This window comes from Streptomyces sp. NPDC031554, from assembly GCF_055580685.1.
Window position 1 is genome coordinate 499,326 of record NZ_JBVIKX010000002.1, and the last position, 12,024, is coordinate 511,349.

Annotated in this window: 9 protein-coding genes and 2 pseudogenes; 6 read left to right on the forward strand and 5 right to left on the reverse strand. The window is 72.2% G+C overall.

What is annotated here, in order from left to right:
• Positions 1 to 60: 60 nt before the first annotated feature.
• The 3 genes and pseudogenes from ACZ5FU_RS07610 to ACZ5FU_RS07620 form a co-directional block, all read left to right on the forward strand.
• A pseudogene (locus ACZ5FU_RS07610) lies at positions 61 to 1,569 on the forward strand (GAF domain-containing protein); the annotation flags it as partial.
• Between the two features lie 210 nt (positions 1,570 to 1,779).
• A pseudogene (locus tag ACZ5FU_RS07615) lies at positions 1,780 to 2,208 on the forward strand (PP2C family protein-serine/threonine phosphatase); the annotation flags it as partial.
• Positions 2,209 to 2,546: 338 nt separating this feature from the next.
• On the forward strand, positions 2,547 to 3,419 hold the full coding sequence (locus ACZ5FU_RS07620) for a LysR family transcriptional regulator (protein ID WP_468644279.1): 873 nt from the start codon (positions 2,547 to 2,549) through the stop codon (positions 3,417 to 3,419).
• 97 nt (positions 3,420 to 3,516) lie between these two features.
• On the opposite strand, the gene ACZ5FU_RS07625 is transcribed toward ACZ5FU_RS07620, so the two are convergent.
• The 4 genes from ACZ5FU_RS07625 to ACZ5FU_RS07640 form a co-directional block, all read right to left on the reverse strand.
• Positions 3,517 to 4,758, reverse strand: a complete 1,242-nt coding sequence (locus ACZ5FU_RS07625) for an FAD-dependent monooxygenase (protein ID WP_468644281.1) — start codon at positions 4,756 to 4,758, stop codon at positions 3,517 to 3,519.
• A complete protein-coding gene (locus ACZ5FU_RS07630; protein ID WP_451527267.1) occupies positions 4,755 to 5,009 on the reverse strand; it encodes a VOC family protein in 255 nt (84 codons plus the stop codon). The genes ACZ5FU_RS07625 and ACZ5FU_RS07630 overlap by 4 nt, the downstream gene beginning before the upstream one ends.
• Complete coding sequence (locus ACZ5FU_RS07635; RefSeq protein WP_451527268.1) at positions 5,006 to 5,617, reverse strand: VOC family protein; 612 nt, start codon at positions 5,615 to 5,617, stop codon at positions 5,006 to 5,008. The genes ACZ5FU_RS07630 and ACZ5FU_RS07635 overlap by 4 nt, the downstream gene beginning before the upstream one ends.
• Before the next feature lie 67 nt (positions 5,618 to 5,684).
• Complete coding sequence (locus ACZ5FU_RS07640; protein ID WP_451527269.1) at positions 5,685 to 7,094, reverse strand: MFS transporter; 1,410 nt, start codon at positions 7,092 to 7,094, stop codon at positions 5,685 to 5,687.
• 170 nt (positions 7,095 to 7,264) lie between these two features.
• On the opposite strand from ACZ5FU_RS07640, the gene ACZ5FU_RS07645 reads away from it, so the two are divergent.
• Positions 7,265 to 8,140, forward strand: a complete 876-nt coding sequence (locus ACZ5FU_RS07645) for a LysR family transcriptional regulator (protein WP_451527270.1) — start codon at positions 7,265 to 7,267, stop codon at positions 8,138 to 8,140.
• Positions 8,141 to 8,193: 53 nt separating this feature from the next.
• Here ACZ5FU_RS07645 and ACZ5FU_RS07650 read toward each other — a convergent pair whose 3' ends face one another.
• On the reverse strand, positions 8,194 to 9,873 hold the full coding sequence (locus tag ACZ5FU_RS07650) for a class I adenylate-forming enzyme family protein (protein WP_451527271.1): 1,680 nt from the start codon (positions 9,871 to 9,873) through the stop codon (positions 8,194 to 8,196).
• Between the two features lie 584 nt (positions 9,874 to 10,457).
• On the opposite strand from ACZ5FU_RS07650, the gene ACZ5FU_RS07655 reads away from it, so the two are divergent.
• Positions 10,458 to 11,225: a hypothetical protein gene (locus tag ACZ5FU_RS07655; protein ID WP_451527272.1), complete on the forward strand. Its 768-nt coding sequence runs from the start codon at positions 10,458 to 10,460 to the stop codon at positions 11,223 to 11,225.
• 75 nt (positions 11,226 to 11,300) lie between these two features.
• Positions 11,301 to 11,993, forward strand: a complete 693-nt coding sequence (locus ACZ5FU_RS07660) for an O-methyltransferase (protein ID WP_451527349.1) — start codon at positions 11,301 to 11,303, stop codon at positions 11,991 to 11,993.
• Positions 11,994 to 12,024 lie beyond the last annotated feature (31 nt).

Genomic DNA, 12,024 nt, shown 5'->3' on the forward strand with positions numbered 1-12,024 from the left:
GCCGTACGGTGGGCGCTGCGGGGAGATCATGTGCAGCTCTGGGGAGAGAGGTTCTGGGCCATGGACCGTGGCACCGAGAGGGACGCACCTCCCCGCCGCGGGACGGGCGACGGTGCGCCACCCGGGCCCGCGGAGACCGAGTCCGCGGACACCGGGCTCACGGAGACCGGGCGCGTCCCGCTCGCCGTGGTCGTCGTCGACGGCGCCGGCCTCGTCTCGCACTGGAGCAGCGGCGCCCGCCGGCTGTTCGGCGTCCCCAGGGAAGAGGCGGTCGGCGAGCCCGCCATCGACCTGCTGCCCGTCTCGGGCGCCCTCCCCGACATCGACGACCACCCGCCGTACGACGACCACGCGCCCCACGACGGCTTCGGACCCGGGCCCGGGGACTCCCTCGACCGCGGGCCGGCCCACCCCGCCGCCGGGCGGGCCCGGCTGACCGTGCCCGAGCGGCCCGGGGCGGAACCCCGGCCCGCGGGGTGGGAGAGGAAGCGCGTCGACGTGCTGTGGTGGGCGTACCCCCTCGTCGGGCCGGGCGGCGAGCGGCTGCTGGTGCTGGCCGCCGACGCCGAGGGCCTGCGCCGGCCCGGCCGGGACGACGGCCCGCGCGTCGAGCGCATCGCGCCCGGCTTCGCCCTGCACACCGACTTCCCCGGCGCCGAGGACCTCGCCCGCGGGCTCCCCGAGATCCTGCCGAACATGAGCGTCGAGGACAGCGACCGCATCGTCGCCCAGGTCCTCGAACTGGGCTATCCGATCCTGGAGTTCAGCCAGAACGACCGGGTGCCCGTCACCCCCGACTGGGGGGTCGCGCGGCGTGTCGAGCGCAGGGCCCGCCGCGAGCGGGCCGCCCGCGCCGCGGCCGCCGGCCGGCCCGTGCCCGAGGACCCGGACGACGAGGGCGAGGACATCGAGCACGCCGCCGTCCGCGAGCGCCTGGAGTTCCTCAACGAGGTCAGCGGCAGGATCGGCACCTCCCTCGACCTGTCCCGCACCATCGGCGAGGTCAGCAGGGCCGTCGTACCGCGCTTCAGTGACGTGGCCTGCACCTATCTGCGCGAACAGGTCCTCGCCGGAGAGGAGTTCCCCGACGGCGTGCCGGACGCCACGACCATGTGGCACCGGGTCGCCCTGGAGCACACCGACGAACCCGGACGCTGGGACGACGTGGTGCCCGTCGGCGAGGCCATGCCCTTCCCGGAGCACACCCCGTTCTTCCAGTGCATGACCAGCGGCGAACCCGTCCTCGTCCCGCGCATCGGCGAACGGATGGGCCACGCCGTCGCCTCGCAGTTCGACAAGCGCGACCTCCGGCCCCTGATCACGGGCCGTTCGATGCTCGTCGTCCCGCTGAAGGCCCGCCACGCCGTCCTCGGCTTCATGGTCCTGCTGCGCCACCCCGAGCGTGCCGAGTTCGACGACATGGACCGGGTCACCGGCGCCGAACTCGCCGCCCGCGCGGGCCTGGTGCTGGACAACGCGCGCATGTACACCCACCAGGAGAGCGTCGCCGAGACCCTCCAGGAGAGCATGCTGCCGCACATACCCCCGCGGATGGCGGGCTGCGACATCGCCACCTGCTAGGGCGTGTTGCGAAAGTGGCGTCGTCGGCTCGAAGGGCGGGCCCGGCGGCGTCCGGTGCGTGCGATCGCAAGGCGGAGGGTCGCCCCGATACTGGTGGTGTCGGGGCGACCCCGACGACGCGGCTGGGGGTGTCCCCTCCGGGGGAGCGTGCCAGGCGTCGCCGGGCTGGGGGGCACCCCCTCTGGGGGAGGGACTTTCGCAACACGCCCTAGCTGCCCGGAACGCTGCTGGGGCGGGTCGGCGGTGACTGGCTCGACTCCGTGAGACTCCCCGGCGCCCGCACCGCGATCGTCGTCGGCGACGTGATGGGCCACGGTCTCGACTCCGCCGCCCTGATGGCCAGTTGCGCACCGCCGTACGGACCATGGCAGCCTCGACCTGCCGCCCGCGCGCCTCCTGCGCGCCCTCGACGACCTGGCCCGGTGCCTCGACGACACCTACCTCACCACCTGCCTGTACGCCGTCTACGACCCGATCGCGAGCGAGCCGCACCTCGCCGACGCGGGCCACGTCCCGCCCACGCTGGTGCACGCCGACGGCCGCAGCGAACTGCTCGACCTGCCCACCGGGGCTCTCCGTAATGGGCCCCACATATTCCCCTGCTCCCGGTTCCCGGTATTTCCCGGCGGGGTCGCGAAAACCCAGGTGGCCGGAAATGACGCACCGAATATGTGCGTTTCGAAGGCAAGGAGCCGGGTACTGCCCAGGATCCCCGCTTTCGCCAGGTGCCCGAAGTCGAAGAACCGGTAAAATTTGGCAGACAAGGCGGGCATTTATCGCCATTTTCGCGAACCGACCCTCGTCGAACATCCAAGCGATCGGGTATCAATGCTTCCACATGCTTTTTGGATATGCGAGCTACGGGGGTTCCATGTGGTGTTGCCGCACGTCCGGAAACCTTTCCACCGGAAACGTCGCCCTGTCGGGGGCTCCGGTACCGCTCCCCTCGGAACAGGTGTGATGCGGTGTTACAGCGAGACATAGAGGTGAAGCTCCTGCGCACCCTTCTGGCCGTGGTCAACGAAGACGGCTTCTCTCGTGCCGCGCAGACGCTCCACGTGACCCAGCCGACCGTGAGCCAGCAGATGCAGCGGCTGGAATCCATCATCCAGGCGCCTTTGTTTCAACGCACCAAGCGTCCTTTACGGCTGACCCCGGCCGGCCGTGAACTCGTGGCGCATGCGCGCAGGGTCATCCTGCTCAACAACGAGGTGCTCAACAAACTGTCGGCGATCAGCAGCCACGAGTCCTTTCGCATGGGCTGTTCGATCCACTTCGCCGAGGGATTACGCGCCATGCTCGCCCGACTCGCGACGGAAAGACCGAACGTGCGATGCTGCACGGTCACCGGCGTCAGCGCCACGCTCGCCGACCAGGTCGCCGGAGGAGAGCTGGAGGCGGCCCTGCTGCTGGGCACGGTGACCGACCGCTGCGAAATGCTGGGGCGCCTGCGCCTGGGTTGGTACGGTCATGCTCCCGTCGCCTCCGGGGAGCGTGTCCCGATCGCGTTGACCGGCGACCGATCGGCGCTGAGCATCCGGATCGTCGAGACGCTCGCCGAACACGGGATCACGTGGCGCTCCGTTCCCTGGAGCACCGACCCGCTGGCGATTCGGGCGGCCGTACAGGCGGGGCTCGCCTACACCGCGCTGGACGAGAACGCCCACCACAACCACCCCGAACTGCGTCCGGCCCCGCCCGGAGCGCTCGGTCCGGCGCCGGCTCCCCTGCCCGTCTACCTGGCGCTCTCGCCCACCGTGCGCCCGTCCGTCGTCGTCGACGCCGCCCGCTCCGCGGCCCGCGCCGTGCTCGAGGGCGCCCCCCTGTCCCCGCCCTGAGCGGGCCCTCGACGGCGACGTCCGCGGACCGCCCGGGGGAGAACCGGTCCGGTGCGCCGCCGTCGAGGGCGGTTCCAGGGGGTGCGGGGGCAACGGGTCAGTACGAGTTTCGGGCGGCGCCGCGCGCCGCCAGCTTCGGCCCGTAGGGCGCGGAATCCAGCCACGCGCCCGCCCGGCGCCCCGCGGTGGCCACCGCCGCCGCGGCCCGCTGACGCAGCCACAGCGAGGGACGGTGCGCGAGCATGTGGTCCAGGGCGGCACTGGCGCAGGCGCGGTTGTAGTCCGCCGCCTCCTTGCGTTCCCCGGCGAACCGGGCGACCGCCGCCTCGGCGGCGGACGCCCCGCCGGCCCGCAGGGCCTCCACCACCGCGTCCACCGCCCGGACGGCGTCCGGGACGCTGGAGTTCATGCCGCGGGCCCCGAACGGCGCGAACAGGTGGGACGCCTCACCGGTCAGCAGCACCCGGTGGTGGGCGTCGGTGAACCGGGCGGCGACCTGCTGGGCGAACCGGTACGTCGACACCCACCGCACCCGCTCGCCGTACGCCTCCGGCAGGATGCGGGGGATCCAACGGCGCAGGCCCTCCGGGGAGACGTACCGTTCCGGGTCGTCGTGGGCCAGGAGGTTCAGGTCGAGCCGCCAGCCGCCCGCGAAGGGCACGGTCAGCACGTTGCGTCCGCCGGCCCGGGGGTGGCGGTAGTGGAAGACCCGCTCGTGGGGCATCGGATGGTCGGGATCGTCCTCGAGATCGACCACCACGAAGGTGTTCCGCGAGCGCGGCCCCTCCAGCGGGCTGCCGATGGCGGACCGCAGGACCGAGCGCGAGCCGTCGGCCGCTATCACGTAGTCCGCGAGCCACTCGCCGCCCCCTGAGTCCGTGAGCCGCACCCCGTCGGGCGTGGACTCGGCGGACGCCACCTCCACGCCCCAGTGGAACTCCACCCCGGCCTTGCGGCACGCGGCGGCCATCAGGTCTTCGGTGATCACCTGCGGCAGGCTCGTGAACGGCGGGAGCCCGTCGCGTGCCGGCACCGCATAGGTGCGGGTGTACACCTCCTGACCGGCCCAGTACGACCGCTTGGTGGCCCACATCGTGCCGCGGCCGGCGATCTCGTGACCGAGGCCGGGGCTCAGCCGTTCCAGCTCGCGCAGCGAGGCACCGTGCAGATAGGCGGCCCGGCTGCCGGGCCGTACCGACTCCTCCGTACGGCGCTCCAGCACCACGGCGGGCAGTCCGGCGGCGCGCAGGGCCAGGGCGGCGCTCAGGCCGGCCGGGCCCGCGCCCGCCACCAGGACCGGGTGGCGGGGCGTCGTACCGGAACGGGGCCGTGCGCTCATGCCGACTCCTTGGCGAGGTGGAGCGTGTCGGAGGTGAAGGAGACGATGCGGCCGTCGAGGCCGCCGGTGAGGAAGGCGTGCCACAGCGCCGTGCGAATCGCGTCCGGGTCGCGGTGCAGCACGATCTCGTCCTCGGCGGTGCTCAGTTCGAGGTAGTCACCGGTGCGGCGGACAGTCATGCCGGCGGCCTCGGCGGTGCGGACCACGGGTTCGAACTCCGGGACGTCGAGCACGTAGAGGGCGAGGGTCACCGGGCCACCTCCGTCCGGGCGTCCTTCTGCACGAGTTCCGCCTTGCGCTGCCACAGCGCCTGGACCGTGGGTCGTGGGGACTCGGCGACGTCGGCGAGCGCGCGGACCGTGAGTTCCGCGTCCCGCGAGTCGATGCCGGACATCTCGCGCAGCGGGCGGGTGATCTCGAGCTGGATCCCGTTGGGGTCGTCGAAGTAGATCGACTCGATGAGTTCGTGGGCCAGCGGGCGGGTGACCCGGACTCCGTGCGCCTTGAGACGTTCACGCCAGGCGAGGAGCTCCTCCTCGGTGTCGACGTGGAAGGCGAGGTGCCGTGAGCGGTGCATGAGGTCGCTGGGGCCGTCCTCCTCCGGCAGGCCGAAGTAGTAGAAGAACGCGATGCGGTTGCCCGCGCCCATGTCGAAGAAGAAGTGGACGAAGTCCGGGTAGTCGTCGGTGACCCAGCCGGTCGCGGTGATCGCGTGCACCAGGGGCATGCCGAGGGCCTGCGTGTAGAACTCGACGGTCGCGCGTGGTTTCCACGTGACGAAGGCGAGGTGGTCGACCCCGTCGACGCGCAGGTCCGGCTGGCCGGCCCGGGGACGGGCGGACGGTGATGCGGTAGCCAATGCTTCCTCCTGGGATGGTGGCAGGACAGCAGGACGCTGCACGTCGACGGGGTCGGTCCGGGTGCGTTCAGTTCGCGGAACGCCCCCGCAGTCCCGTGCCGGCGACGAGCGCCCCGAGCAGCAGGGTCGCTCCGCCGACGATCAACGCCCAGCGCGTGCCGTCGGCGTTGGTCGAGGACAGGTCGAGGACCACGCCGAGGACGGCGACCCCGAGGGAGGCGCCGACCTGGCGGGCGGAGTTGAGCGCGCCGGCGCCGATGCCGGCCAGCTCGGTCGGGACGGAGCTCGCCATGCCGGCCACCAGGGCGGGCAGGGCGAAGGAGACGCCGAAGCCGAAGGCGAGCAGACCCACCACGGTGGCCGCCAGCGCGAGGGCGGAATCGTCGGTGAACGGCGCCTGGAGCAGGGCGCCGACGCCCATGAGGAGGAAGCCGGTGGTGGCGGGACGGCGCGGGCCGATCCGGCCGACCAGGCGTCCGGTGTAGATGGGGTTGAAGGCGGTGGGCAGGGTCAGCGGCAGGAAGGCCAGGCCGGCACTGAAGGAGGAGTAGCCGCGGCTCTCCTGGAAGTACAGCGACAGCACGAACAGCAGGCCCGACAGGCCGAAGTTGGCGAGCAGACCGGCGCCCAGCGCCGCGGAGAAGCCCTTGCTGCGGAACATGCGCAGCGGCAGCATCGCCGCGTCGCCGCCTCGTGCCTCGGCGGTGACGAACACGACGGCCGCGAGCGCCGCCACCACGAAGGCGCCCACCACCGGGCCGGTGCCCCAGCCCTTGTCCGGGCCCTCGATCAGGGCGTACACCAGGGCACCCAGGGCGACCACGGCGCTCAGCTGGCCGGTGACGTCGAGGCCGCTGCGCTGCTTGCGCGCGGTCTCCGGGGCCAGGCGGACGGTGATGACGAGGCTGACCACCGCCAGCGGAACGTTGATCAGGAAGATGGCGCGCCAGCCGACGGTGTCGGTGAGCGCGCCGCCGACCAGCGGGCCCGCCGCGAGCGCCGCGCCGGTGATGGCCGCCCAGTTGCCGACGGCGCGGGCGCGGTCGGCGGGGTCGGAGTAGGCGTTGGTGATCACGGCGAGGGAGGCAGGCAGCAGCAACGCGCCGGCGACGCCGAGCGCGAGCCGCAGCACGACCAGGGCTTCCAGGGTCGTCGCGGCGGCCGAGACGCCCGAGAGCACCCCGAACGTCACGAGACCCCACAGGAAGACGCGGCGGCCGCCGTAGCGGTCGGACAGCCAGCCGGCGGTGAGCAGCAGGGCGGCGAAGGTGATGGTGTAGCCGTTGGTGACCCACTGCAGACCGCTGAGCCCTACGTGCAGGTCAGTGGAGATGGCGGGCAGCGCCACCGAAACGATCGTCATGTCCAGCAGGACCATGAAGTAGCCGAGCGAGAGGCCGATCAGCAAGGTCCGGGAGGGCTTGTCGGTTCGTGCCGGTGCGACGGAAGCCCGTTGTGGTTCCGCCTGCGTCGACATGTTTTCTCCTTCGTTTCCGTTTCGATAAACCGCCTCCACACAAGGGGGAGTGGGGGGCGGCACAAACCATTCAAGCCGACCGGAAAGGCGAATTGCCGCTGCTGACGGCGGGAATGCCCTATGGGTAACATCGGCTCAGCCGATCGTTCAGCCAAGGGGGACCCGCAGTCGTGGAGTTACGTCATCTTCGGACGTTCGAAACCGTCGCCAGGACGCTCAGCGTCACCCGGGCGGCGAAGGAACTGCACTACGCGCAGTCCAGCGTCAGCGACCAGATCCAGGCGCTGGAGCGCGACCTGGGGGTGGAGCTGCTGGACCGCTCGCAGCGGCAGGTACGGCTGACACCGCAGGGAGTGGCGCTGTCGGAGTACACCGAGCGCATCCTGAAACTGCTGGAGGAGGCGCGCTGGGCGGTCGCCCGGCCCGGCTCGGAGGTCGCGGTCGGAGCACTGGAGACGGTGGGGCTGAACCTGCTGCCCGGGGTGCTCTCGCGCTACCGCTCGCTGTATCCGGAGGCGCGTGTGCGGGTGACCCAGGACAACCGCGGCGAGCTGTACAAGGCGGTGCGCCGGGGCGACCTGGACGTCTGCCTGACCTTCGGCGCTCCGCCGCCGGACGCCGGTCTGCGGGCGGAGACGCTGGCGGAGGAACCGCTGGTGGTCATCGTGCCGCCGGAGCATCCGCTGGCCGGCCGTGGCAGGGCCGGCCTCGTGGAGCTGTCCGCGGAGCCCTTCCTGGCCACCGAACGGGGCTGCGGGTTCAGGGAGATGTACGACAACGCCTTCACGGGGGCCGCCGCGAAGGAGCCGGTCGCGGAGGTGTCCAGCATCGGCACGCTCGGGGCCTGCGTGGCGGCCGGCATGGGCTGCGCGCTGCTGCCGTCGCTCGCGGTACGGGCCCAGGCCGAGAGGGGCGAGGTCGCGGTCGTCCAGGTCGACGACGCCGATCTGCGCACGCCGGTCACGATGACCTGGCTGGACCGCAACTCCGCCAACCCCAACCTCGTCGGACTGCAGACGGTCCTGCGCAAGCAGTTGGCGGCCTGAGGGCCGGGCCCGGGAGGCGGACGGCCGGGTCGACGGGGCAGGTCTCCCGGTCATCACGTCGCCCCTCCGGCAGCCGGTGCGGTCACCGGCTCCGCCGCGCGACGGGGCGGACGCGGGGCGAGCGGGGGCAGCGGAATCGTCTTCAGGCGGGCGCGGGCGATCTTGCCGGTGACCGTGGTCGGGAGGCCGTCGACGAGGACCAGCTGTTCCGGAAGCTTGTAGGTGGCGAGCCCTTTGCGGGAGAGGTGCTCGGTGACGTCGTCCAAGGTCAGCTGCGCGCCCTCGCGGAGAGCGGCGAGCAGGCAGGAGCGCTGGCCGAGCCGTGGATCGGGCCGGCCCACCACGGCGTGCTGCGCCAGCTGCGGCAGATCGTCGAGGAGCTCCTCCACCTCCAGCGCGCTGAACTTCAGTCCGCCGCGGTTGATCAGCTCGTCCGAGCGGCCCCGGTAGCTGACCGACCCGTCCGGGCCGAGCGCGGCGAGGTCCCCGGAGCGCAGCCAGCCGTCGGGGGTGAGTGCCGCGGCGGTCCGTTCCGGGGCGCGGAAGTAGGCGCTGAACATGTAGGGGCTGCGGTACTGGAGTTCGCCGGTCTCGCCGGGAGCAGCCGGCCCCCCGTCTCCGTCCACCACCCGGACCTGGGCGCCGGACGCCGGGCGGCCGACGGTGAACGCGGCCTCGGGCGGGTCGTCGGGCCGGGTGTAGGTGCCGGCGCCGACTTCCGTCATCCCCCACTGCACCACGAGCCGCGCGCCCAGCGTCCGCCGTACGCCGTCGGCCAGTTCGCGGGGCACGGGGGCGCCGCCGGTGCGAACCTCCCGCAGGGCGGGGAGGACCGGGCCGGCGGGGGCGTCGACGGCATCGTCGGCCAGCAGGCCCAGCAGATCGCGTAGCTGGGCGGGGACCGCGAACGCCGCGGTCGCCGACGTGGCGGCCAGGGTGTCCGTGAAACGCCGGGCGTCCCATTCGCCGAACAGTCCGACGGCACCACCGGTCACCAGGGCGAGGTGCACCGACAGCAGGCCGAAGGCGTGGCTGAGAGGGCTCGCGGAGACCACGGTGTCGGCGGCGCCGAGCCCGCCGTCCGCCGCGACGGCCGCGGCGTTGCCGAGCAGTCCGCCGTGGCTGTGGACGCACAGTTTCGGCCGCTGCGAGGTCGTCCCGGAGGAGGCGAGCAGCACCAGGGGGGCGTGCGGGTCCCGGGGCGCCGGCGGTAGCCCCGAGGACGGCTCCGGGGCCTCGTCGAACAGCTCGGTGTGGGCGCGGAGCGCGACGCCGGTCAAGGGCGCCCCCGTCGTGCGCACCCACACGTGCCGCAGCGAGGCGCACCGCTCGCGCAGGGTCAGGATCTCGCCGACGCGGTCGTGGCCACGGCGGAAGGAGTCGGTGACCAGGCCGATCGCGCCGGACTGGTCGATGAGGGTCCGTGCCTCGCGGGAGCCGTAGGCGCAGTGCAGCGGCAGCAGCAGGACGCCGAGGCGGGCCGTGGCGGCATGGAGCACCACCAGCTCCCACGAGTTGGGGAGTTGGGCCGCCAGTACGTCCCCGGCCGTGAACCCGCGACGGTGCAGGGCGCCGGCGGTCCGTTCGGCCTGGCGCAGGCAGTCCTGCCAGGTCCGCCATCGGCCGCCCTCCCACAGGGCGGGCCCGGTGCGGCGGGCGGCGGCACGTCCCAGCGCGTCGGAGAACGTGGGGAACGCCGTCGGGGATTCCATGGGAAGTGCGGGAGCGTTCACGCGGAAACCTCCGTCTGCGGCAGAGAAACGGTCACTGCCTTGCGACACGGATTCTGTGCGGCAGCGGCAGGGACCGTCCAGCGGCAGCCGATAAGGAATCCTGATAGCCATTCGGCGCCCCGTCCGGATAAAAAAGCCTTATCGAAGCGGTTCCGGTCGGGCGCGGGAACTGTTTTCGGGCTGCCCGTCCTCATCGTTCGGTCCCGCCGATGAGGTCCATCGGCGGGACCGAACGCAGTCTCCTGGCGGGATTCTCTTCGTGCGGGGAACCCACGGTTTCCCGGGCGGTAAGGAATCTCAATACAGAAATCATGAATTCCGCTTCCGGTAGGTGCTGGAGCGGGGGCCGGCGTGGTTGATCGGCTGGTCCGATGAGAGCTATCGAGAAGGCCGAAAGCTCCATGTTCTCCCTGTTCAGAGGCGTGCTCGGGATCTTCGTACGCTCTTTTCCCTCCTCGGTGACCCGCGCCTCGCAAAGTTGCTCTTGCTCGGCGGCCGGAGATCGACACAGAATTCCGTCGGCCCTGATGCAGGAGGTATCGATGACCTTCGTTCGTCCTTCTGGAAAAACCGAGGAAATAGCGTTGGCACCCGTTGGACGGCGCGAGGGCGGCGCATTCTCCGGCGCTGATCTGCGCCGGCTGGACGAGACCATCCGGGATGCCCGCTCCGCTTCCACGGCACCGGTGTCCGCCCTCCTCGCGCCGGTCCGGCCGCGGGGCGCGGCGGTGTCACTCGCGGAACGTGACTGCGTGTTCGACCACTGCGCGGTGCTGCTGTTCCCGACCACTCTCGCAGCCGGACTGCACGACCTGGAGCAGGCCGGGCTGGCTCCCCTGCCGACCGTGCCGAGCACGGTGGTCCGGGGACGGCTGAGCGAACGTCACGGCCTCGACCCGGCCCGGTGCGAGGTCCACATCACGCGGCTGCGCCTGGATCTGCCGGACGGACGGAGGCACCCCGCGGTCGAGGTCTTCCTCTTCCCCCGCGACAGCCGGGCGTTCGACCGGCGGATCGAGGAGTCGGAGGTCGCGCACCGCTTCGAGGACCACACGGCGTTCGTGGTCCGCCATCCGCAGGGGCCGCTGCTGCGGCGGCTCGTCGGCGCCTGGCGCACCGAGGCCGGGCTGCTGTGGGAGGGCGGTGGCTACAACCCGCACGAGGGCACACCCGACGGCTCGACCGTCCTGTACTTCGTCCGCGACCCCGCGCGGCCCGCGGGCCGGCGCCGCTTCGAACTGCACTGCGCCGGTGATCTGCGCGAGGTCACCGCGGCCCTTCCCCGCCAGGACGACGCCGTCCGCCGGGCCTACGACAGGTGGCCGCCCGCCCTTCCCCGCCCGGCCGTCTGAGACAGGCGCGTCCTGTCCCCGCACGTGCCCGTCCCCACCCTGCGCACCCGTCCCTACGACCACCGGGAGTCACCCGTGCTGCGGAACGAAACGCTCAGGAACATCGCGCTCACCCCCGACCTCCACGACTACCTGCTCACCGCCGGCCGGATGACCCCCGACCCGCTCCTGCTGGACATGGCGGAGCGGACCCGGGAGGCCGTCCCCGACCAGGCGCACATGGTCGTCGCTCCCGAGGAAGGGGCCTTCCTGACCTTCCTGGTACGGCTGCTCGGCGCCCGCCGCATCGTCGAGGTGGGCACCTTCACCGGTACCTCCTCGCTCTGCCTGGCCCGCGGACTGCCGCCGGGCGGTTCGCTGATCACCTGCGACGTCTCCGCCGAATGGACCTCGTCGGCCCGGGAGTTCTGGGCCCGTGGGGGCGTCGACGACCGTATCGAGCTGCGGCTCGGCCCGGCCGTGGAGACGCTGCGTGCCCTGCCCGCCGAACCGCACCTGGACCTCGCCTTCATCGACGCCGACAAGCCCGGCTACATCTCCTACTGGGAGGAGTTGGTCCCCCGGATGAAGCCCGGCGCGCTCCTGCTCGTCGACAACACGCTCTTCAGTGGCGAGGTGATCGCCGAGTTCCCCGGCGAGAAGGCGGCCGCCATCCGTGAGTTCAACGAGCATGCCCGCCGGGACGAGCGCGTCCAGCTGGTGATGCTGCCGGTCGCGGACGGTCTGACCATGGCGCGGCGGCTGCCCGCCGGAGAGTCCCCGTTCTGATGGCGCCCGCCGGACCGCCGCGCCCGCCCCA

What these genes read in the sequence shown, in the direction of transcription:
- ACZ5FU_RS07625 (WP_468644281.1), bottom strand. Translation starts at nt 4,758, where the DNA reads ATGAGCGCACGGCCCCGTTCCGGTACGACGCCCCGCCACCCGGTCCTG.
- ACZ5FU_RS07640 (WP_451527269.1), bottom strand. Translation starts at nt 7,094, where the DNA reads ATGTCGACGCAGGCGGAACCACAACGGGCTTCCGTCGCACCGGCACGA.